This is a genomic window from Brucella sp. NBRC 12950 (assembly GCF_030268145.1).
Lineage (GTDB): Bacteria > Pseudomonadota > Alphaproteobacteria > Rhizobiales > Rhizobiaceae > Brucella.
This window is the reverse complement of sequence record NZ_BSQC01000014.1, coordinates 144355-165896: the sequence shown is the minus strand read 5'-3', so window position 1 is coordinate 165896 and position 21542 is coordinate 144355. Positions and strand designations below refer to the sequence as shown.

Here is a 21542-nt window from a genome sequence, read left to right as displayed (position 1 = left end):
GTCACACCGGCAAGCTTCAGCGAATTCACCAGCCGGTTACCCAGCAAATCTGCAATCGGGACATTATTGACATAAGAGACACCAAGATCACCGCGAAGCAAGTTTCCAAGCCAATACAAAAAGCGCACAAAAGCCGGCTGGTCGAGGTTCATCGCCTGACGAAGTCCGGCAACCGCTTCAGGGGTTGCTGCCTGCCCAAGCAGGATCTCTGCCACATCTCCAGGCAGCATCGCGGTTGCAAAGAAGATCGTAAACGCAACAATCAAAAGCGTAACGACCGCAACAACAAGGCGCTTGGCAACAAGGTTCAACAATGGTGACTTTATGGTCATGCGCGGCCCCATTCTCGGGTGAAACAGCCAGTTTGGGCAAAACAAATGTTCTGCCCAAACCACAAAAGCAGGATTACATGACCAAAGGTCAGGCTTCCAGCCACACATATTCGGCAAAGGAATTGCCCATCAGATTTCCGCTCGGCAATGGGCGGATACCTTTGACCTTTCCACTATAAGCATCAAGTCCATCATAAAACGTTGGAATGATTGTGCCAGCATCGGCACTCACGATCCCCTGTAGTTCGCTGTAAATCTCCATCCGCTTTGCGTCGTCGGTAAGACCACGGGCTTCGGAGAGCAGCGCATCGAATTTCTCGTTCTGAAATTTACTCTCATTCCAGCTTGCGTCGGATTTGTAGAATTGAGAGAACATCGCATCAGGCGTTGGACGCGGATTGATATTGCCGAAACATATTGGCGCTTTGAGCCAATAGTTCGACCAGTAACCATCAGCCGGAACGCGCTGGACGTCGAAATTTAGACCAATCTCTGACGCTGCCTGCTGCAAGACCATTGCGATCTCGACAGATTGCTGTGCAGCACTTGAAGCAACAATTGGAATTGTCTTGCCGATGAGACCCGCCTCTGCGAGCAACGACTTGGCTTTCTCTGGATCGTATGGCGTTGGTGCGAGGTCTTGGCGGTAAAAGCGGCTCGACGGCGGGATCGGCTGGTCGTTCCCCAGTTGCGCAAAACCTCGAAAAACCGCCTTGCTCACGAGGTCTCGGTTGATCAGATGTTTGATTGCCTGGACAAATTTTCCGTTGTTGCCCGGATCCTGATCGAGACGAATAATCAGATTGGTATATTGGCCGGCAACGGTGCGCAGCAACTGGTGACCCGCATCAGTGATTTGGGTAGCCGCCCGGGGATTAACGTTTGCAATAATGTCGACGTCACCCGCTAGTAATGCATTGAGCCGCGCTGTCTCCTCTTGGATAGCAAAGATCTCAATCTCATCGAGATAAGGTCCGCCCCCTTGCTTCCAATAGTTTTCATTTGCTTTCATGCGTGATCGAGTGCCAGGGCTGAATTCCGTGATTTTAAATGCGCCAGTTCCAACACCCTGATTGAAGTTACTGGTGCCATTTTTTACGATTAGGAACGCCGGCGTTCCCATCAGAGCCGGAAGATCGGCATTTGCACCGGTCAATTCGATCGTAACCTCATGATCACCGGTCTTTTTGACCGTATCGATTTGAGAGGCAATCGCTTTAGCGCTGGATCCGGTTGCCGGGTCCTTATGACGCAAAAGCGTGAAGACGACATCGTCGGCACCGAACGGGGAACCATCGTGGAAAACGACATTCTTGCGCAACTTGATGATCCAGCGCTTGGCATCGTCTGTCTCGAACGCCTCTGCCAGTTCCATTTGTGGCGTGAGCGTATCATCAAGCCGAGTGAGACCATTATAGATGCTGTTGACGCGAATATAGTCGATATTGAATATCGCGCGTGCCGGATCAAGTGTATCTGCGGTGCTGCTGGCATAAGTCGCAACGCGTATTTTGCCACCTTTCTTTGCAGTCTGCGCAAATGCTTCCGTCGCTTGGGTCGCGATTGCGCCCGCGCCGCTCACCGTCATACCCGCCGCTAGCAGCATCTTAAGCACATCGCGACGCGATGCGCCCGAGCGGAGGTTCTGATCAAGTGTTAACTTTTCTGTTTCACTGAGGTTTTTGTAACAGATGTTGATTTTGGACATTTCCAGTTCACCCTCTTTGGTTTTGTTATCAGATTATGCTGCAAAGGCGGAACGCATCCTGAATGGCCGAGTAAATGTCTCGACTGGCGATAGCGTCGCCGATGCGATGAATTTCAAAGCCACTCCGTGCAGCGGCCAGATCTGTGGCTTCAGGCAGTTCGAAATGTGTTTCACCAAGATTGGCTGCATTCTCTCTTAAGGCAAAAAAGATATCGGCGAGTGGGATTGTGCCGTTATCGACAACGACTTGGCTCGCCACTCGTGTCGTGATCTCACCCGTCAGCTCATTCTGGAAATACGCCTGCAACCCATTGTCTGTCCTCTCGACCTTGATAAGACGGACATCAACGGTTCTTGGAATGTTTAATTCGGCGAATTTTTTTCGGAAGCCAGATTTGTCGGTGTAAGACATTTCAAAAGCCAACATTTCGTCCAGCATCGAGTAGTGAATTTTCTTGCCTCTTGTCGTGAGTTCCAAAGCGCAAGACGCTGCGCTCTGGCGGCCCGTTCCGTCGAAGATCAGGATATCTTCATGAGCGGGCACAGCATTGGTGAGAATATCCCAAACACTGGTGCACAGTTCGCCACCCTCAATAAATTCCAGATCCGGAAGCCCGCCGGTTGCCACAATGACCACATCGGGCTGTTCACTAAGAACATCAGTTTCGTCAACATATGCGTTCAAACGGACATCGACACCCAGCCGTTCAATTTCCTGCACGCGCCAATCGACGATTCCCTGGAGATCGCGGCGTTGCTTCGGGGTAGCGGCAATGCGTATTTGACCGCCCAACTCAGCTGCTGCTTCAAAAAGAACAACATGATGCCCACGTTCCGCACTCACACGAGCGGCTTCCAGACCGGCAGGCCCACCACCAACCACAACGACTTTCCGGCAGTTTTCTGCTTTTGTCAGTTGATGTGGCAACACGGTCTCGCGGCCGCTCGATGGATTATGAACGCAATGCACTTTTTTATAGAGACAATAGGATGCGCCGACACAAGGGCGGATACGCTCCTCATCTCCTCGCATAATTTTATTGACGATCTGTGGATCGGCGATATGCGCCCGCGTCATTCCAATAAGATCGACAATGTTTTCACGAATTGCATGTCGAGCTGTCGCTACATCCCGCACACCAGCTGCGTGGATAAGTGGAAGCTTGACTGTCCGACGAAAAGCTTCAACCTCTTTGAGAAACGGCGCACTTTTTTGAAAGAGCCCCGGCATATTATGTTCCGAAAGGAGTAGATCGGAATCCATACGCCCATATATGCTATTGAAGTAGTCGATTGTCCCTTCAGATTGGAAAATCTCGGCAATCTCGGCACATTCTTCCGCACTCAAACCACCGTCTCCACCCTCGTCAATGACCAACCTGATCCCGACGATGAACTGATCCCCGACTTCCTTGCGGATGGCTTCATGCACCATAAGGCCAAATCGCGCTCGATTGCGCAAATTGCCTCCAAATTCATCCGTGCGTCTGTTGGTCAGAGGAGAAAGAAATTGCCCGATCAAATGTCCACCAGTGACGGTTTCAATCCCGTCAAGTCCAGCCTCCAAGCAACGGCGCGCTGCCTTCGCATAGTCGGTTACGATCCGCGCAATGTCATAACGATCCATTTCACGCGGAAAATTTCGGTTGCGCGTCTCGCGCACGCGTGATGGAGCAACCACCGGCAGCCACGAACTTGAAAAGGCGGTTGCGCGCCTGCCGAGATGGGAAACTTGCGAGATGATCGCGCAGTCGTGCTTATGAATACGCTCTGCCATGGCAGTCAGATGTGGAACAATGGCGTCGGAGCTCAAATTGAGTTGTCCACCGCCCCAGCTTGAATCCCGTGACGACATGGCGGAGCCACCGATCATTGTCATTGCCAGGCCGCCCTTAGCCTTCTCTTCATGATAAAGCTGGTAGCGCTCAAGCGGCATACCACCATCATCGAGCATGGAAGCATGAGAGGTGCTGATTATCCGGTTCTTCAACAGCAAGTGCTTCAGCTGAAATGGTTGCAAAAGCGGATCACCGCTCACTGTTTTCTCATTTCCAGGTTTAGCAATCGATATCACACTCACGAAGCTGCTCCATTACAGGTTACTAGCAACTCCGGTGGGATCTCGACGGTTTCGCAACCGTTTTGACCTGCTGTTGGGTAAATACCTCCAGTGGAGCTTGCCTTCCGCTATTAGCCTGCAGAAACAGAATTATTTGTAGGTTCAAAAAACGTATGGTGCTATACGCTGAGCGTATGACAGAACAACTTTCACGCCTCATTCCTTCACCGCGGTCCCTTCTGGTTTTTGAAGCCGCTGCACGTCATGGAAGTTTCACGGGTGCGGCGGCTGAATTCAACGTGACCCAACCCTCGATCAGCCGATGTATTTCACAGTTGGAGAACGAGTTAGGCTTCCGTTTGTTTGACCGTCACTCAAAAGGGCTGATCGTCACGCTCGAAGGTGAGCAGTTGGTCGTTTCAGTCAGAGAGAGCATGACTGCCGTCAGCAAAGTAATAAGAGATGTTCGTGAAAAGGCAGGCAAGCGTTCGATCACAATGTCCATGTCGAGCTCTTTTGCTACCCATTGGCTCATCCCCAGACTTGGCGATTTCAATGCAGCCTTTCCAAACGTAGACTTGCGTTTTGAACTCATCTCAGGGGTCATGCGTGAAGTGACGGGCGACGTGGATATTGCCACGAGAATTGTTGAAGACAACGACCCTCGATATGACATATGGGATTTTGCACCTGAGATCATCATGCCAGTTTGCAGTCCCCAGTATCTTGCAAGTCACGGAAGTATTGATGATGAAGATGTTTCACGTCACCTATTTTTACATTTGACTGATCACCACCGCACCCAATGGCAGCCATTCTTGGATGCTCACACAGCGGCGAATGCAGGCATCTGGAACGAATTTTCAGATTATGCGGTGATCTTACAAGCTGCGACGCAAGGCAAGGGAATAGCATTGGGATGGATTAGTGTGATCGCCAGTGCTTTGAATGAAAAGACCCTGGTTAGAGCATCGAAGAAACAACGCTCGACCGGACGAATCCATCGCTTGATCGTCCCCAAATCGAGGCCTTTTCCCTCACTCACACACGAAATTTGTGAGTGGTTTCAGTGCGAAATGAAGACTGACTTAGAAAAGAACGCTCTAACCTGAGGGCACCAGGTAGTTTGCGCCTCCAAACCAAAAGTGGTTCGCCGCCAGTTCCTGTCGCGCTTTTCTCCCTCACCGCTACAAGTTTCTACGACAAATCTTTGCCGATGCCGACGATCTGACGTCGAAAATGCAACCTCGTCCTGATCGACTACGTCACCGCTCACATTCTGTTTTTGAAACTAGATAACGGGCATCTCGGGAGACGCGCAGATGGTGTAGGCCCTTCTCCTGCAAATCATCGCTGCATGGGTTGTGCTGTAGTCGGGGTGAAGGACGCGCGCCCTCCTCGAATGCGGCATATTGAGCGGGGCTTCAATAAACAGCCCCATGGAAGATGGCGACGGTTAGCATGTGCGGAAGCGCTTGTTGATCAAGTTATGCCAGCTGCGCAGCAGGACCATGAGAGTCCATAATGCATTCTGATTGGCGGTAAGCGCCGTATGTTTTCCGAAAAGATATCCACCTTTCTTCTCAAAAAAGCTTCTGCTCGCGCTAACTAAAGACCTTCGGTTGCACTGAGAGAGAATACGAAAAAAGGGCGGGTCATGTGCGACCCGCTCGATATTCTTCCTTCTTTCGCCGACACCACAGTCGCTATGGTCGGGGCCATCGCCCCAAGTAGCATGGCGTGCGACGGTCAATCCATGCTTCCAGCCCTTCGCGAAGATCCTCCGTGGGAACCATCCGAGCGAACTGCTCTGCTTCAATCAAAAGGCCTTCACTTATGCTTTGGTTGATGCCACGTGTGACAGCGGAGAGAATACTTGCGACGGCCAACGAAGAATGACGGATAATTCGTCCTGCCAATCGATGTGCAGCAGGTAACAGGTCGCAATGCTCGACAACCTGGTTGACCAAGCCCAATTCCATGGCGCGTTGACTGGAAAACGTGTCGCCAGTCAGTAAAAGTTCAAGCGCACGTTTTCGCCCTGCCAAACGCGGCAAACGCTGCGTACCGCCAAAGGTGGGTGGCATTCCTAGATTAATCTCAGGCTTCGCGAAAGTGGCTCTTTCGCTGGCGATGGCCAGTGGCACAGCCTCAGTGATTTCGCAGCCACCACCATAAGCAAGACCGTTGACGGCAGCAACTATTGGCTTTCGAAAGGCCTCAAGCCTTGCAGTCAGCCGTTGACCTCGATGAACGAAAGCCTGCAGGGCAGCATCCGGCCCCTCTGCCACACTCTTTGAGAATTGATGAATGTCACCGCCTGCGGAGAAAGCTCGCTCACCGGCACCCGTCAAAATAACAACGCGAACGCCGTCGTCGACTTCAATTTCGTCAAGTAGTGCAAGGAGGCGATCGATCAGTTCATAGTTCAACGCGTTCAGCTTTTCGGGACGATTAAGCGTGAGCGTTGTGATTGGACCATCGCGATCGACTAATATTGTGCTGCTCATTTCAGTTCCTTTTTTTGAAGCCTTACTGAGCATAAGCTGCCTCAACTTGCGGCTTGTGTATATTCACTGGTCGGTATACATTGTTTCCATGAAAGCGCCGACACCTCCGACTCGGGACCGTATCATCAACGCTGCTGCGAAGCTGTTCTCTATGGATGGCGTGCGTGCCGTCAGCCTTGATGCAGTGGCTGAAAAGGCTGGCGTCACCAAGCGCACCCTCTACTATCATTTCGAAAGCAAAGACGATTTGATCGCCGCATATCTCGATGGAAGAGATTTGCCGAACCAATTGCTTTTCAAGCGCTGGTTTCGCGATATGCACGGCAATATTTCTGAGAAGACACAAGCCTTATTCAACAATCTGGCTAAATCGACAGGAAGCCGAAATTGGCGCGGATGTGGGTTTTTGCGCACAGCCGCGGAACTCGCTAACTTGCCCGGTCATCCAGCTCTCGAAGCCGCCAGGCTTCATAAGAAGAAAATCGAAGCCTGGCTTGCAGAGGAATATGCGTCAGGGAATGTGTCGAGCTGTCCCCAGGCGCTAGCCAGACAAATTGTTCTGCTCATGAATGGCGGTTTTGCACTTGTGATGCTACACCGCGACCCATCCTATCTCGAAACTGCGGGACAAGCCGCGAGAGCATTGATCGAAACGCAACTCTCAACTTAAAATCCAGTGCACAAATTCTGACAGAAGCGTGCAACGAGGCGTTGAAAATTTAAGTAAGCCGCCTCCACGGACGGAAGTCATATCCTCCGAACTGCCTTGCGCAACACGTAAGTAGCGTGAAGTTCGAGCAAAAAGCCCGGATGTGTCCTTTAGTTGAATTTTGCCATTTCCACCTCTGCACCGCGACCAAGGGATATCATCCAGTCCTTTATCTCACGCCGACTGGTGAGCTGACGTCCATAGTGATAACCGAGCTCGCGGCTGAGTTCGCCCCCTCGTCCCAGCTGCTCGTCGGCAAAGGCAACCATGCGCGAATTCGGCCATGCCTGCGGCCGGACCTTAGCGAGGCGCTGGAAAAGAACTTCCGCCGGTTCATCAGAAGCAGCTTGTGCCATGAGAGTGAGCATTGCTGCTGTCGATCGCGACACACCCATATGGCAATGCACTAGAATATGAGCTTCGGTATCACCATCCTTTCGAGACTGGAAAGCGTGACCAAAATTCAGAATTGCTTCGGTATGCTCCTGCGAGGGTAAAATTTGTCCCTCAATATCCGCAATTATATCATGAAAACGCAAAGTCGTGCGCTCATGCGCGCCAAAGTCGGAAAACTCAGTCAGGTCCGGTCGCTCTGGGTCTATTATAGAAAGGACATGCGTAACGCTTTTGTCACTGTGCATCACCAGTTCGTGGATCCCACAGATTGTAAGTTGGGGCGAAAGAAGAATTTTCACAATTGGTCACCATGCAATGTTAATCGGTTGAGAATGCGAGCAATGTCGATGGAGTCAGTGGGCATTCAATCTGTAAATTTTGATGATAACAAGAGGATATAGGGCATTCGTCTTTTTCGGCAGCACATAGGCAATTTCAAGTCTTTCTGGGATATGAACGCGTGCTCGCACGCCTCTAAACGCATAAGCGCAATATACCGCTAAGTTGCACTTTAAGGGATCGCAATTATTGCCCGGCAAGTTAATCCTGCCTTGTCTGGACAGCCAACTTCAACGCCCCGTCAGTTCAAACGGCGATAATCGCCGTGTCAGATGCGATCCTGCCACTAGTCCGCCTCCGGCACCAAAAGAGTGGCTCCTGTTATTATGGCTAGCGGCAAAAGCATTCATGAATTACGCAAACAGCGCCGCATCGTGGCTTCTGAGACATGGAACTCCGCGCCAAACGGATTTTTCCTCCAGATGGCTGGAAAATCATTTTATCGAGCAAAAATTTCACTTAGCCGTAGCAGAGCGTTGCCTGATCTTTCTCTCTAGCACGATCGCCTCGCCCGCAGGGCGCCGCAGACGATCAATCTCTTCATAGCCAAGCGCACCAGCTAGTTTGAGGGACGGAATGTTCGCTTCTCCGATCAGGCAAGCCGTTGGATTGATGTGATGTTCGTCAAACCACCGGTGCGCAGAGATCGCCGCCTCCCTTGCATATCCCCTGCCATGAAACGCGGCCGTTAATGTCCATGTACACTCGATTGATGTGCTGGCGCATCGCCCTAAATCTCTTTCGAACTTGGCAAATCCCATTTTCCCAACAAAGGAAGAGGTCGATTTCTCGATGATTATGAATTGACCGAAGCCTTCCAATGTCCAGTGGCCAATGTCTCGCAGAAACCTGGCCCATGCCTCGGTTCGTGTTAGGACGCCACCAATATGAGCGGTCACAACAGGCTCTTTGAACATTTCATAAAAAGGTTCAAAGTCACCTGCTACAGGCTTTCTTAAGATCAACCGCTCCGTCTCAATCATCAGTAAACCTTCAACATCCCATACCAAACTGTCAGGCGCTCAATTCTAGGTCGCTACGCAACGCCCCTGAGTTAAATGGTATCCTAGCAAATGCGATCATACCGAGGAACACGATCGAGTAGCAGAGCCCCGAAACCATTTATGGATATAAAAACATCTTTCAGGCAGAAACAACCCGACTGTCGCTCAACAGTCCCGCCTCGTCTAATATCGGGTGCGCAACCGATACAACATGCGCGTTGATGCGTTTTAAATCGCGCAACATGTCCAAATGGATAGAACTTGACCGAAGACTTTCGACTTTTCCATCACGAAGTCTCGCAAGATGCTGTTCTGAAGAAAACTTCTCCATCCGCCGCACTTCAATCTTAATCTCCATCAGACGCTTTGCGAGATCAAAATCCCTCGTTGCAATAATGGTCTGAGCCGCACGAAGATTGTCAATCGTCAACTCGAAAAGCCGCGAAAGTTCGCCAAAACCATCCTCTGAGAATTTAAGACCAAGTGCGGCCTTCTTGGCCAAAGCTGGCACCAGACTCTTCTCGATAATGTCGCCAATATGTTCAAGATTGACCGCGTAATCGATGATCTCAACTGACCTTCGGTCATTTTCCTCGCTTAGTTTCTGACGGCCGAGCTGCGATAAATAGACCTTCACTTCCTGATGTAGAAAATCAACACGCTGTTCGAGCGCTGAAATTGCAGCAGCAGCCGAAGGATCATTGCTATGAAATGCCGATGATAGCCGCATCAGCATACGTTCAATCAAATCTCCTATACTCAGAACCTCGCGCGTTGCGCTCGCCAGCGCGATAACCGGAGTGGAGAGTTCCTGAACATCAAGAAAGCTTGGGGCTGTTTCATTCTGTTGTGGCTCTGGAACAAGCCTCACCATTAGCTTTGACACTAGGCTCGACAAAGGCCACGCCAAAACCGCCAGCGCAATATTGAACGCCAAATGCGCATCCACCGGAAGTTTTGCTGGAGAAAATGACGCGGCTGCGGCAAGATCTGCCCCGTACTGAGCAAATGGAAGGGCTATCAAACACCCGGCGGCCCGAACAATCAGATTTCCCAGTGTAACCCGTTTTGCAGAAGCCCCAGCTCCCATTGAAGCAAGAACAGGCGGCACGGCACCACCAAGGTTAGCGCCGAGCACAAGAACAATGATCAGAGCGGGCGGCAAAACACCGGTTGCAGCAAGAGAAAGGATGAGCACAACGGCTGCAAGACTTGACGAAGAAATAAATGCGATCGCGGCGGCGAAAAGAAGCGCGACAGGCCAGGCATTGTCTAGCATGGCGACGAAACTTGCCACGGCCGGAGAGTGGCGAACGGGTTCGGTAGCGATACTAAGCAGATGCAGTGAAAGCAGCATCAATCCGATACCTGTGAGCATGGCTCCAATGCCGCGGCGGTTGCCAGTCCCCTTCTTCGACATGATCATGCCAGTGAGGATGAGGAGAGGCGATAGCCATTCTATACCTGTCGCGACGATCCAAGCCGTGACAGCCGTCCCGACATTCGCTCCCAGAAGAACAATCTGAGCCATATTTTGCTGAATAAATTCACGTTCCACGAACGATGCAACCATGAGCGCAGTCGCTGTGGAACTTTGAAGGCCGATGGTTGCGACAAAACCCGCTACAAACGAGCGGGGTCCGGTGCTTGTTCCTCTCGCAAGACCTGCACGCAGATTGGCCCCAAAAGCACGCTGGACACCATCCTTAACCTGCGCAAGACCGAACAGTAAAAGTGCAACCGCACCGCACAAGTTAATGATGATAATCGTGGATTCCATAAACCAGCTCCGACAGCCCTTGTCATTCAGACTGTTCGCTCAAAATTCGCCTGGGTTCGAACACTCAATCTTGCTTGATGCCAGCCAGATTTTGGGGATCAAGCATTGTCTCGCCGAACCAGTTCAAACGGTTAATGCAAACATTCCCCCGGTCGATCAGGTCGTTGTCGTCACCGGCATGCGCCGCATGGGCTCGGCCGCGTGGGATTATGATTTCGGTGTTCGGTCCAGCGTTCGAAAGCACTTCTGCGCGCGTCCCAATTTTATCACGACCGATACTTGGCTGTACGATCTGTGCCGGCAGCACCTCAGGCAGATTTACGCTCAACCAATGCCCTTCCAGAAAAGTCGCTTCACGCTGCTCAATTATCCGGCGAACGAAATCTGCAAGCCATTTGATGTCGCTTTCTTTTTCCAAAGCCTGTTTAACGCGGGAAAACCCGATCGCCGGAATACCCCAAAAAGTGGCCTCACGCGCGATGCCCAAGGTCCCAGAATAGGCAAGATCCTCAGCGACATTGCGACCATCATTGATGCCGGACAGAACAAGATCGGGTGTCTTCTGTCCGTCAAAGAGCCAGCTCATTGCAGTAACGATACAATCTGCTGGCGTGCCTGAGCAAGCGTATCGGCGCTCTGCGCGCTCAACCATCATAAGCGGTCGCCCGATTGTAATGGATGCTCCCGCGGCGGTCCGCTTACCGTCAGGTGCCACAACCCATACATCGTCACTGAGGTGTTCAGCGACACTAATGAGCCGAGCAAGCCCTGGTGCATCAAATCCGTCATCATTTGCGACAAGAATTCTCATTTCATCTCCATTCAGATCGATAGCTGCGAACCCGACATTGCAGTGGTAACGAGGGTCGTTAGATAAGGCTTTAGTTCTTCAAGTTTGTCGGGCGTACAGGAATGACCAAGCGCAAGGGGCTTGCCGGCATCCCGCCAAAGCTCGAAGTTTTCGGATAGGGTTGGATGGGTGGGAAGGCGGATCCACGTTGCAAGCTTTTTTTCGAGCATCGCCTGCGCCGGGGTGTTGTCCGGTACGTGACCGGTTAGAAGTACAGGCGCACCTTCGCTCACAGCTTGCCGCAAGGATTCTATGGATGGACCCGCACTGCCCATGCCGTCGAATGTCATCAACGGACAGTCCGGTAAAAGGGTTCCTTCATGCCAGTCGGCTGCGCCAGCAAGTTTCGCACGTAAGTTTCGCGCAGTTTCAATTGAAACTGCATCATGAACTTCAATCTGCGCCATCAGCGACGCACGCATGTCTTGATGGATTGCGAAAGGCCCAGGCAAGATCGCCATAAGTTCCAAAGGTTTTCCGGATAACGGCACCGGGATCACCAGCTTACCGCTGTGATCCTTGATGAAGTCTGCAATCTGTCCAATGCGATCCTTGGCGGAGATCGGGTCGCCGCCGTAAGAAGCGTCCAAAATCACAATGTCACATTGAGGCAGCGGATCCATCACAAACACTTCACTGTTTGGAACAACATCCGCACAATAGACAGCACGCTTTGACGCCGTTGTGATTGAAAACCAGACTCCACCTGCAACATGTCCAGACCGACCCGAAGAAACTTCACTCCCACCAATCTGGATGGTTTCTCCTGGCTTGAAGATTTCGATGGCTGCTCCTTTGAGGGGATGCGTCTGCTGATGAGAGGGATCGGCATATTGGCGAAGCATGCCTTCGGCGTCATCGAATGTTTCGCGCGTCATGTAGAACGTACCTTGAAAACCTGACGCACGAAGCCAGCTCAAAGCTCCTATATGGTCTTCATGAGCGTGGGAAATGAATACGGCGTCCAGTCTCGCAACGTCGTGTTCAGCAATTGCAGGGTAGTAGCCCCGCCCTTTGGCGCCCACCTTGATACCCGCATCGAAGAGAAGACGGGAACCACTGCTGATACCAACGCTGGTTCGGCCCTTTTCTCCAAACCCCCCATAGAGATCGATAAGCATTATCTCGTCGCCCCTTGTGGAATGACCCAGCCCGAATTGATGCCGATATGGATCGTTTCGCCTTCCTGTGCGCCGGCAACATCTGCAAGATCGAATGTCAATTCCGTTGCCGGATGACTGACCGGATATGCTTCAATACGAGCACCGCCTCCCCTGTAGATCCGTCGCCGCACTTTGAGTTCAATACCTTTGTCTTGGCGCAGCTCTATATTCTGTGACCGTATACAGATTTTCGCATTCTCACTCGTTGTCTGCCCCGCAGCACAGCGCATGACCGCCTTTTGCCCAAACACTTCGACCGCACAGTGGCCATCACTTTCAGCACTGACAACTTGAGCCGGTAGCACCATGCCATTGGCAATGAACGAGGCAACCATTTCATTCTGGGGTCGTTCATAAAGCTCACGCGGGGTCGCAAACTGAATGAGCTTACCTTTGTCCATAACTGCAATCCGGTCGGCCAATGCCATGGCTTCAGCTTGATCATGGGTGATATAGACGATCGTCGTTCCTGTCCGCTTGTGGAACGACGCAAACTCATCCTCCATCGACGCGCGCAAATGCACATCCAAATTTGCCAACGGTTCGTCAAACAAGACCAAGGAAGGTGCTGCAACCAAACATCGTGCCAGCGCCACGCGTTGACGCTGACCACCCGATAGATTAGCGGGCCGCCTGTCACCAAGACCTGTCAAATCAACCAGGGCAAGCGCTTCTGTTACACGGCGGTCAAGTTCAGGCTTTGCAACTCGCGCGACGCGAAGACTGTAACCGACATTTTCGGCCACCGTCATATGTGGCCAAAGTGCATAGTTCTGAAAGACAATGCCAACCCGACGGTTTTCAGGCGCGACATGCATGTCATTTCCAGACATGACCTTATCGCCAACAAGAATTGAGCCGCTGGTGATTTTCTCAAATCCTGCAATCGCACGCAACAACGTGGTTTTTCCGCAACCCGAAGGTCCCAGAACAGCGACGAATTCACCATTCTTAATTTCAAGCGTCACATCGGAAAGCGCATCGAAGTTTCCAAAGTTCTTTGTGACATTCTTAATATTCAGTCCCGCCATGGCAATACTCCATCAGGCAGACGCCGCGCGAATAGGTTCGTCGACAGCATGAGAAAAATCGTGACCAATATCGTTACAATCGACGTGGCAGCGGCATATGTGGAATCGCCCCCCTGTTCGAACGAAAAGATGACGACACCAATCGTTTCAGAACCGGACGCCCATAATAAAGCGGAGACCGTCAGTTCACTAAACGCAGTCAAAAAGATGAGAACGCCACCCGCCAACGTCGCAGGCGCGACAAGAGGAAAGATGATTGTTCGCAAGCGCATGAATAGACTGGCACCCGCCACCTGCGCTGCTTCTTCCAAAGACCGGTCGATCTGATGAAGTCCGCTCACGGTAGGTCGTAAAGCAAGGACGAAAAACCGGGCGAGATAGGCGTAAAGAATGATCCAGACCGTATTGTAGATGTGAAAGCCAAACAGCGGCAACGGCTTCAAAAACAGCAATAGCGAGGCAATTGCCATAACCACACCTGGCAAAGCGTAAGGCAGCTCCGCGGTCAGATTGAACAGTCTGGTCCACCACCTTTTACGCCACGTCGTGATGTAGGCCAACGGAACAGCAATCAGCACAGCAAAGAACGAAGCCGCAAGAGAGAGGCCAAAGCTATTCAGAAATGCCCGCTTTGTTGCCGCGTGTTCGAAGAGTATGAACTTATAGTTCGACAGCGTTACCGTCTGCCAAGTCAACGGTGTACCGTAAGCGCTCACCAGCGATGTGAGAGCGAGTCCAAAGATCGGCAACCCGAGCACAGCCACGACGAGCAACAACATCACAACTTCAATCCATATACGCCAGCCTCCCAGCTCGAATGGGCTGGCTGGAAGCGATGTCGAAGCAATGCGGTAATCACGCCAACGCGAGACATATTCCTGCGCAACGATCCCAGCAATCGCAATAATGCCGATCAGGGTCGACAAGGTTGCAACATCGCTCAAAACGGCAGGCCCACCACCGCTAAGCCGCTGGTAGATCAATGTGGGAAGCACAAGATAATTTGCAGGAATGCCAAGAAACGCGGGGATACCAAAATTGCCGACACAAGACACAAATGTGAGTGCAGTGGCTCCAATGATCGACGGCACCATCAAAGGAATGATGACAGTCCTAAGGACGGTCATCTTCTTTGCCCCACTACTCAACGCCGCTTCAATAAGCTCACGTGGCAGCTTACGCAGCCCCGCCCGTACGATGAGAAACACGAGCGGTCCGTATTGCACACCAAGAAGGGCAATAATACCAGTGGATGAATAAAGGGGATTACGCGATCCAAGTGGCGGAGCCATGCCGATCATTTTTAGAAAAGGACTGGCCGGGCCAAACAGCTGGAGCCAAGCAAGCGCCGTCACCTGCGGCGCAATCAAAAGCGGCGTTACATATAGAAATATGAAGACCGCACGTCCGCGAATATCGGTCAGGCTCACAAGCAAAGCGACAGATGTTCCCAAGACAACAGCGACAAGGGTACCGAAAATGCCGACATAGAGCGAATTCCAGGTCGCGGTCCATGTGGCTGGAGAGTTGAAAACTCGTCCCATCGCTTCAATTGCTGTACCCTGTGCGGGAACTGCAACCTCAAAAAGTAGTCGCCCCATCGGGAGAAGCGAAAGCAAAGAAACGACAATAATCGTCACTGCGATCAGAGCCTTGTCCCGGCCCTGACCGCTGGTCTCAGCTATTTTCTGCATATGTCTCTCGGTCCTAGCCGCCAAACATTTCTGTGAAGCGCGATTTGTCCGCGTCCGTATTCTTGAGGACCTTCTGCGTGTCTATCGGCATAATTTTTACATTCAGTCCATCCGGCAACCATGCCGGTTTGCCAACAGAGGCTTTGGCTGGGAGATAGCCCTGTATAAGCGCAAGTTCCTGGCCCGCATCAGACAGGATGAAGCGGATGAACTTCTTGGCATCCTCAGCATTTTTGCTTGATGACATGATTGCAACGGGTTCGGTTACCGCAGGGACACCCTCTTCGGGAAAGACAAACTCTACCGGAGAGCCTTTCGCTTTCGCGTTGAGTGCCATGAAGTCAACAAGAATTCCGTAGGGCTTCTCGCCACTGGCAATAGATTTGAGGACCGCGCCATTACCTCGCACACTGACGACTTCGTTAGCCTTAAGGGCGTCGAAAAACTTCCAACCGAGACCATCACTGGCAACAAACCCACTTAAGAGGAATGCTGCGGCCCCTGAATATAGCGGGCTCGGCATGACAACCATGCCCTTGTATTCGGGCTTCTCAAGATCCGCCCAATGTTGCGGCTTCTCAGTTGCGGCAGAATTATATGCGATCCCAGTGGTAATTAACTTGCTGCCGAAATAATACTTCTCTGGGTCAAATGAACCAGGTTCGAAGCCTTCGACGCTGGCTTCAGAAAACTGCATCAACCGTTTATCGGCTTTCAAACTTTCCATGCTAACAGCGTCGGCAATCAGGAGCACATCTGCCTGTGGCGCGCCAGCTGAGAATTCAGCGGCGAGTTTGCTCATGATATCGCTTGTTCCAGAACGATAGACCTGAACATCTACATCTGGATTTAGCTTTCGGAATTCCTCAACAGTCCGCGCTGCATCTGCGTCAGGTTGCGACGTATAAAGCGTAAGCGTTCCAGCGAAAGCCGTCCCCGCCAACATGAGACCTGCAAAACCGGCCGTGAGGATACTCATCCCCAAGGTTATTTTCTTCATTTTATCCTCCCATAGAAACGGCCGTCAGACGGCGTTCCTGTTCCTCCCTTTAACGGGACATTGTTCACGTCCTCGCCACCCATATTAATGTTCATTTGTTCTTTGTCAAATACATTTGAACAGTTGACGACAGGGGGCCAGTTTTTGCTATAGATCGTTTGGAGCGAAAGAAACCGGGGAGCTGAAGTGAAAATGGCAGAAAAGAACTGGCCACTGAGGTCCTCCGATCTCAAAGTAAAAACAGTCTGGCTCTACTATGTCGAGGGCATGACGCAGGAGCAAATTGCTGAGAAGCTCGGCGTCAGTCGGGTCAAGGTCATGCGTACGCTTGCGGCTGCTACAACGGAAGGCATCGTTGTGACGCGTATCAATGCAGCGACGGCGCAACAAATCGAGCTTGAGCGTCGGCTCGAAGAAAAGTGGGGACTGGCCTCAGCGATTGTCGTACCCACACCAGAAAATGGCGAGAATTTGGAAAAAGCGCTCGGAAATGCTGTCGCCTCTTATCTCGACCAAGAAATGCAGGACGGAATGACGCTCGCCATCGGGGGCGGCGCAACGCTTTATGCCAGCGTCCAATTCCTTGAACACCGCAAACTTAACAACGCATCCGTCGTAGCCCTCGTCGGAAGCCTTCCGCATTCGAGATGGATCAATCCATCCGTGGTTGCAGCGAGGGTCGCGGAAGTGTACGAGGTCGACAGTTATCAGATCACTGCGCCAGTGATCGTAGACGAACATGGCCTTCGCGACCTGCTCTGGCGACAAACTGAACTTCGCAGTCTCGAACAGCGCGCTGCCCGAGCGGATATAGCCCTTCTAACCGTCGGTGAAGTGTCTGAAGACGCAACAATCTTCCGACATGGCATCGTGCCGTCCGAACTCATCAAGCCACTGCGCGCATCTGGTGCGGTAGCCAATATCCTGTGTTACTTTGTGGATGAAAATGGGCAGCTCGTCGATCATGAGATCAACCAGCGCGTGATGTCGATCGAGCTGGACACGGTGGCAGCCATTGCACGGGTCGTTCTTGCTGCGGGGGGGAAGTCCAAGGTCGCTGCAATGAAAGCCGCACTTAAAATCGTACCCGCCAGCGTGCTTATTACTGACAGTCAGACGGCCGCAGCCCTCCTTGAAGACTAACGGCCATACCTCACATGTCCGGCCAATTGCCTGAAGGAATATGGCTAGACTTTGCGACTACGTAAAAAATCGACGAGTCCCACATGGGTAATTGCCTCAAACTCCTGGGTCGCCTTTTCAAACCGTTGCCGCTGGGCCTGCATCATCAGCAAGACGGCACGCATCTCGGAAGAAACGCCAAAACGTTCCCAGCGTTTGGCTACATGTAGCGGAATACCGGCAGCGCCACAAAAATCAGACACACTGGCATATCCAAGTTCGACCAGAAGCGCTCTTAAATCTGATCCAGTCATCCGATCTTCGATCGCATGGTCGTGAAAACGCTCTGCAACAAGCTGAATATCTCTTGGTGAAGATTCGGCGAGTCGGTTTAATATTCCCCCGACCTCAGTCAGTAGTTTTGACATTTTTCTTTCTCCTCAGCATGCGGCAGAGCTTACCCGGCTCTAGGTGCGTGCTGTGAGCATCGGTTGATTGGTGTCATTAAGCAAGCAATTTCCGGATAAAGGTTAGGCTTTGCCACTCAATCATGAAAACACGCCAAAGGAATAACAGTTTTGCCTGATGAGCAAAGTTGCGGACGGGTGCGTCTTGGGTTTCTTCTGGAACTCACCCCTGAGCGGCAGGGAATGTATAGGCTATAGGTTTGTACAAAAGTATTTATATGATTTGGCGGCTATTTTGGGATTTTTGCGACCGGCTTCGCTGCGTCGCAGCAAAGCCGGGTTTGTTGTAACAGAACTCAAATCATTCTTTATGAAGCTGCTCATACGCAACGCTGTAGTTTTTACCGGTTCGTTCGATCCGCGCGAAACCGAGTTCGCCAAGGTGCATTCCCGCAATCAGCAGATGTTCCGAACTGGCAAAGTCCAGCAGCCTCGTTCGTGTCTCAGCAGCGAGGTGTGCATCCTGGTCGAACGCAATTGACACGACAGGGCGCGGAATCTGAATATCCGGAAAATGAACAATATCTCCCCAGACAAGCAAGTTCTGACAACCAGATTCTAAACGATAGCCAGTGTGTCCGGCGGTGTGGCCCGGAAGCGGCACCGCCGTCATGCCGGGAAGCACCTCACCGGCATCGAAGGTGCGCAGCCGCTCGCGATATCCGTCGAATGCCTGACGGGCCGCGAGAAAATTGCCACGGACGCGCTCCGGAGCACGATTCAGATTCCCGTCATCCTGCCAAAAGGCGACTTCCCGATGGTGGACGACAAGCTCCGCGTTTGCAAAGACGGCTCCTTCTGACGCGTCCATCAGACCCCCGATATGATCGGGATGGGCATGCGTCAACAGGATCGCGTCGATCTCTGAGGGCTGGATGCCCGCGAGCAGCAAATTGGCCTTCAATCGGCCGCCCCATTGCTTGAAGCCGCCAGCACCCGCGTCGATCAGAACCGTGCGGCCACCTCCGCGCACCAGATAGCAATTAATATGGATCGAGTTGCGATCCGCTATCCCTGCTTTTCGCTGCATGCGGGAGGCATCGCCCGGATCAATATTCGCAAGCAAATCGAAACTGGCCTGGAGATAGCCGTCGCTCACGGCGGTGATCGTTATTTCACCAACCTGTTGGTTGGGTAATGTAAGACTAGACATGGTTCTTCTCCAGGCACCGGCTAATTTCGCGCGTGGATGCTCGACGCTTCATAGCCAAAGCAGCGGATGCGCGCGGTGAGATCAGTGTTACGTCGTATGGCGTCGTCCAGCCGTTTTATGAACTGCGCCATGACTAAGGACGTCCGAAATGGCCCAAGTCGGTATTGGATTTCTGCGAAGGCCGGGCGCCCTCGACCGTGCCGGACAGGGACATAGATGATATGCACATTCTCCAATGCGGCTCGGAGAATGCCGGTACAAAGTTCGGTGCATTGCTCCGTGAGGTCTGCAAGGGTTTCGTCCGGCGGCATCCTGTCTGCGGGAATGAAGATTGTGACATTGGGCATCGGTGCTAGCCCGCCTTTGCCAAAGCGGCGTTGCGGTCATTCGTCAACTGCGCTGTTATAGGGGCATAGGCATGAACGCCTTGCGGCAGATGCTCGATGCCAGGCGCAACGCTGTGCTCCACCTTGGCAAGCCAGCGGTATTCCGGAAACTTCTCCATAGCGACTGCACGCATCGCATACGGAGTGAGACCCAGCCGGATCAAAGGTTCGGGGCCTTCTGCGCTCATCGCCAGATATTCGCCCTCACCAATGGCTGGCGCGCGCTCGACGCCGCCATAGAGGTTCCGGTGCCAATCGGTGATGTGCCGCTGCCAGCGCGCGAAATTACCACCGCCCTTCCGGCGATATTCGTCGCCCGTCAAAATATCGAGGCCCTCAATCGAATGAAGGGCAAGATAGACAGGACAGCCACCGCTTAGCGCTTTGAAACGCTGCGAGGTTTGGAAACCGCTCACCGAAATGAGGGCTGGCAGCTTCTCCTTGCTGTAAAAGTCGTTCCATTCTTCTTCGCTGGCCGGATCGGCAAAGCTACATTCCACCGTATAGATCATTATCGCATCGCCTTTTGCCGGAAAACTGCTGCTTCCAGTCTTGTTATTCATTGATATTTCATCACTATAATCCGAACAGGATCGCTGTTATATCGACAATGGGTCATGCTTCAGTGATCTAATATCAAGGTGGCGGTGACAGAATGCTGAACCGTCATGTCGGGAGCCCTCATGCGCCGCAAGATTCCCAGCAATTCCGCACTCATTGCGTTTGAGGCTTCGGCTCGTCATGGCAGCTTCGCTCGTGCCGCTGACGAACTGGCCCTCACCGAAGGTGCGATCAGCCGCCAGATCGGCCGGCTAGAAACATTCCTCGGTGTCACACTGTTCCAGCGGGTCGGCAATCGCGTTCGGTTACTGCCGAACGGAGAGCGTTATGCGCTTCAGGTTCGTGAGACGCTGGACAGGTTGGAACGAGACAGCCAATATCTGATAGGACAGCCACGCGACGGCGCGAGCCTCGACATCGCAACCATCCCGACCTTTGCAACGCGCTGGCTTATTCCACGATTGGTACGGTTTCGCGAAATGCACCCGAACATCACTGTGCATCTTGCAGAACGGTTGGAGCCTTTTGTGCTTGCGGGAAGCGGGTTTGATGCCGCAATCCATTTCGAGCACCCCGCTTGGACTGGGATGAGAACGCAGCGCCTGTTGCGTGAGACGCTGGTGCCAGTCTGCCACCCAGCTCTTGTTAGCAGAAGCAAAGGCTTAGCATCCCTTGATGAATTGCCTCGCCTTCATCGACGGCAAAACCCGGATGCCTGGCAACGCTACGCACAGGAAACGGGGATCGCGCTCACCAATCCAGCAGTTGGCGCGCGTTACGATCTTCACTCGATGCAAATCGAAGCTGCGTTGGCCGGTATCGGCGTCGCGCTCGTCCCGCGCCTCTATATTGAAACCGAGTTGGCGGAAGGTCGCCTGGTCGCGCCCTGGCCGGACGGCCGGTCGATCTCCAAGACCTTCTGCATCGTCTTGCCGGAGCCGATCCGTTTGAGTGAGGGGCCGGTGCAACTTTTTGCCAATTGGCTTATCGAAGAAGCTCGATCATCCGATCCGATGACAAAGAAGCCATACGTTTGCACGAACCTGTAAGAACGTCCGCTACCTATGTAGGTTTTCTGCTCCATTGCTGTTCCGACCCCATTTACGGCCAAGGATGTATGAATAGCAAATTGCACCGCGATGGAGGTCAAAAAAAGAGGGCCATCGGAAACCGAGGCCCTTTAAATTTAGAAGGTTAAACCTTCAGAGGGGAACAGCTGGACGCGGAAATGGGAGGAACGCGCGTCACAGCTGATGGTCTTATGCCCAAATAATAATC

Annotated in this window: 19 protein-coding genes and 1 pseudogene; 4 read left to right on the top strand and 16 right to left on the bottom strand. The window is 52.4% G+C overall.

What is annotated here, in order from left to right; translation table 11 throughout:
* The 3 genes and pseudogenes from QSJ70_RS21855 to QSJ70_RS21845 form a co-directional block, all read right to left on the bottom strand.
* Positions 1-326: pseudogene (locus QSJ70_RS21855) on the bottom strand (ABC transporter permease); the annotation flags it as partial.
* A 94-nt stretch (positions 327-420) separates the two neighbouring features.
* Positions 421-2040: an ABC transporter substrate-binding protein gene (locus QSJ70_RS21850; RefSeq protein ID WP_285539564.1), complete on the bottom strand. Its 1620-nt coding sequence runs from the start codon at positions 2038-2040 to the stop codon at positions 421-423.
* Positions 2041-2068: 28 nt separating this feature from the next.
* On the bottom strand, positions 2069-4120 hold the full coding sequence (locus tag QSJ70_RS21845; protein WP_285539562.1) for an oxidoreductase: 2052 nt from the start codon (positions 4118-4120) through the stop codon (positions 2069-2071).
* A gap of 173 nt (positions 4121-4293) precedes the next feature.
* Here QSJ70_RS21845 and QSJ70_RS21840 point away from each other — a divergent pair, with 173 nt between their 5' ends.
* On the top strand, positions 4294-5211 hold the full coding sequence (locus QSJ70_RS21840) for a LysR substrate-binding domain-containing protein (RefSeq protein WP_215779263.1): 918 nt from the start codon (positions 4294-4296) through the stop codon (positions 5209-5211).
* 594 nt (positions 5212-5805) lie between these two features.
* On the opposite strand, the gene QSJ70_RS21835 is transcribed toward QSJ70_RS21840, so the two are convergent.
* Positions 5806-6609: a crotonase/enoyl-CoA hydratase family protein gene (locus QSJ70_RS21835; protein ID WP_285539560.1), complete on the bottom strand. Its 804-nt coding sequence runs from the start codon at positions 6607-6609 to the stop codon at positions 5806-5808.
* Between the two features lie 88 nt (positions 6610-6697).
* On the opposite strand from QSJ70_RS21835, the gene QSJ70_RS21830 reads away from it, so the two are divergent.
* On the top strand, positions 6698-7279 hold the full coding sequence (locus QSJ70_RS21830) for a TetR/AcrR family transcriptional regulator (protein WP_285539559.1): 582 nt from the start codon (positions 6698-6700) through the stop codon (positions 7277-7279).
* Positions 7280-7428: 149 nt separating this feature from the next.
* Here the strand turns inward: QSJ70_RS21830 and QSJ70_RS21825 are convergent, their stop codons facing one another.
* The 8 genes from QSJ70_RS21825 to QSJ70_RS21790 form a co-directional block, all read right to left on the bottom strand.
* Positions 7429-8013, bottom strand: coding sequence for a tyrosine phosphatase family protein (locus tag QSJ70_RS21825; protein ID WP_215779268.1), 585 nt, complete (start codon positions 8011-8013; stop codon positions 7429-7431).
* 495 nt (positions 8014-8508) lie between these two features.
* Entirely contained in the window at positions 8509-9036 is a 528-nt protein-coding gene (locus QSJ70_RS21820) for a GNAT family N-acetyltransferase (RefSeq protein ID WP_215779271.1), read from the bottom strand.
* A gap of 160 nt (positions 9037-9196) precedes the next feature.
* Entirely contained in the window at positions 9197-10837 is a 1641-nt protein-coding gene (locus QSJ70_RS21815) for a Na/Pi cotransporter family protein (protein WP_285539555.1), read from the bottom strand.
* Between the two features lie 64 nt (positions 10838-10901).
* A complete protein-coding gene (gene surE / locus QSJ70_RS21810; RefSeq protein ID WP_285539552.1) occupies positions 10902-11648 on the bottom strand; it encodes a 5'/3'-nucleotidase SurE in 747 nt (248 codons plus the stop codon).
* A gap of 11 nt (positions 11649-11659) precedes the next feature.
* Positions 11660-12808, bottom strand: a complete 1149-nt coding sequence (locus QSJ70_RS21805) for an MBL fold metallo-hydrolase (protein ID WP_285539548.1) — start codon at positions 12806-12808, stop codon at positions 11660-11662.
* Positions 12808-13881, bottom strand: coding sequence for an ABC transporter ATP-binding protein (locus QSJ70_RS21800; RefSeq protein WP_285539546.1), 1074 nt, complete (start codon positions 13879-13881; stop codon positions 12808-12810). The genes QSJ70_RS21805 and QSJ70_RS21800 overlap by 1 nt, the downstream gene beginning before the upstream one ends.
* Positions 13869-15575 carry an ABC transporter permease gene (locus tag QSJ70_RS21795; protein ID WP_215779279.1) on the bottom strand — a complete coding sequence of 569 codons (1707 nt, stop codon included), beginning with the start codon at positions 15573-15575 and terminating at the stop codon, positions 13869-13871. Before QSJ70_RS21795 ends, QSJ70_RS21800 begins: the two co-directional genes overlap by 13 nt.
* 13 nt (positions 15576-15588) lie before the next feature.
* Entirely contained in the window at positions 15589-16575 is a 987-nt protein-coding gene (locus QSJ70_RS21790; protein ID WP_502871706.1) for an ABC transporter substrate-binding protein, read from the bottom strand.
* 192 nt (positions 16576-16767) lie between these two features.
* On the opposite strand from QSJ70_RS21790, the gene QSJ70_RS21785 reads away from it, so the two are divergent.
* Positions 16768-17718 (top strand): sugar-binding transcriptional regulator, encoded by a 951-nt coding sequence (locus tag QSJ70_RS21785; RefSeq protein ID WP_285539543.1) that lies wholly within the window; start codon positions 16768-16770, stop codon positions 17716-17718.
* Between the two features lie 44 nt (positions 17719-17762).
* On the opposite strand, the gene QSJ70_RS21780 is transcribed toward QSJ70_RS21785, so the two are convergent.
* From QSJ70_RS21780 to QSJ70_RS21765, 4 genes are all read right to left on the bottom strand, one after another.
* The gene (locus tag QSJ70_RS21780) at positions 17763-18125 is read right to left on the bottom strand and encodes a hypothetical protein (protein WP_285539541.1); all 363 of its coding nucleotides are present in this window, start codon (positions 18123-18125) and stop codon (positions 17763-17765) included.
* A 340-nt stretch (positions 18126-18465) separates the two neighbouring features.
* Positions 18466-19317 carry an MBL fold metallo-hydrolase gene (locus tag QSJ70_RS21775; protein ID WP_285539539.1) on the bottom strand — a complete coding sequence of 284 codons (852 nt, stop codon included), beginning with the start codon at positions 19315-19317 and terminating at the stop codon, positions 18466-18468.
* Positions 19318-19337: 20 nt separating this feature from the next.
* Positions 19338-19664 (bottom strand): hypothetical protein, encoded by a 327-nt coding sequence (locus QSJ70_RS21770; RefSeq protein WP_285539538.1) that lies wholly within the window; start codon positions 19662-19664, stop codon positions 19338-19340.
* A 5-nt stretch (positions 19665-19669) separates the two neighbouring features.
* Positions 19670-20266: a sugar ABC transporter gene (locus QSJ70_RS21765; protein WP_285539536.1), complete on the bottom strand. Its 597-nt coding sequence runs from the start codon at positions 20264-20266 to the stop codon at positions 19670-19672.
* Between the two features lie 120 nt (positions 20267-20386).
* Here QSJ70_RS21765 and QSJ70_RS21760 point away from each other — a divergent pair, with 120 nt between their 5' ends.
* A complete protein-coding gene (locus QSJ70_RS21760) occupies positions 20387-21313 on the top strand; it encodes a LysR substrate-binding domain-containing protein (protein ID WP_285539534.1) in 927 nt (308 codons plus the stop codon).
* Positions 21314-21542 lie beyond the last annotated feature (229 nt).

Excerpts from the sequence above, each read along its gene's own strand:
- QSJ70_RS21835 (WP_285539560.1), bottom strand. The coding sequence starts at position 6,609 with ATGAGCAGCACAATATTAGTCGATCGCGATGGTCCAATCACAACGCTC.
- QSJ70_RS21790 (WP_502871706.1), bottom strand. The coding sequence starts at position 16,575 with ATGAAGAAAATAACCTTGGGGATGAGTATCCTCACGGCCGGTTTTGCA.
- QSJ70_RS21820 (WP_215779271.1), bottom strand. The coding sequence starts at position 9,036 with ATGATTGAGACGGAGCGGTTGATCTTAAGAAAGCCTGTAGCAGGTGAC.
- QSJ70_RS21830 (WP_285539559.1), top strand. The coding sequence starts at position 6,698 with ATGAAAGCGCCGACACCTCCGACTCGGGACCGTATCATCAACGCTGCT.
- QSJ70_RS21760 (WP_285539534.1), top strand. The coding sequence starts at position 20,387 with ATGCGCCGCAAGATTCCCAGCAATTCCGCACTCATTGCGTTTGAGGCT.
- QSJ70_RS21815 (WP_285539555.1), bottom strand. The coding sequence starts at position 10,837 with ATGGAATCCACGATTATCATCATTAACTTGTGCGGTGCGGTTGCACTT.
- QSJ70_RS21765 (WP_285539536.1), bottom strand. The coding sequence starts at position 20,266 with ATGAATAACAAGACTGGAAGCAGCAGTTTTCCGGCAAAAGGCGATGCG.
- QSJ70_RS21785 (WP_285539543.1), top strand. The coding sequence starts at position 16,768 with ATGGCAGAAAAGAACTGGCCACTGAGGTCCTCCGATCTCAAAGTAAAA.
- QSJ70_RS21795 (WP_215779279.1), bottom strand. The coding sequence starts at position 15,575 with ATGCAGAAAATAGCTGAGACCAGCGGTCAGGGCCGGGACAAGGCTCTG.
- surE (WP_285539552.1), bottom strand. The coding sequence starts at position 11,648 with ATGAGAATTCTTGTCGCAAATGATGACGGATTTGATGCACCAGGGCTT.
- QSJ70_RS21770 (WP_285539538.1), bottom strand. The coding sequence starts at position 19,664 with ATGCCCAATGTCACAATCTTCATTCCCGCAGACAGGATGCCGCCGGAC.
- QSJ70_RS21800 (WP_285539546.1), bottom strand. The coding sequence starts at position 13,881 with ATGGCGGGACTGAATATTAAGAATGTCACAAAGAACTTTGGAAACTTC.
- QSJ70_RS21775 (WP_285539539.1), bottom strand. The coding sequence starts at position 19,317 with ATGTCTAGTCTTACATTACCCAACCAACAGGTTGGTGAAATAACGATC.
- QSJ70_RS21780 (WP_285539541.1), bottom strand. The coding sequence starts at position 18,125 with ATGTCAAAACTACTGACTGAGGTCGGGGGAATATTAAACCGACTCGCC.
- QSJ70_RS21840 (WP_215779263.1), top strand. The coding sequence starts at position 4,294 with ATGACAGAACAACTTTCACGCCTCATTCCTTCACCGCGGTCCCTTCTG.
- QSJ70_RS21850 (WP_285539564.1), bottom strand. The coding sequence starts at position 2,040 with ATGTCCAAAATCAACATCTGTTACAAAAACCTCAGTGAAACAGAAAAG.
- QSJ70_RS21805 (WP_285539548.1), bottom strand. The coding sequence starts at position 12,808 with ATGCTTATCGATCTCTATGGGGGGTTTGGAGAAAAGGGCCGAACCAGC.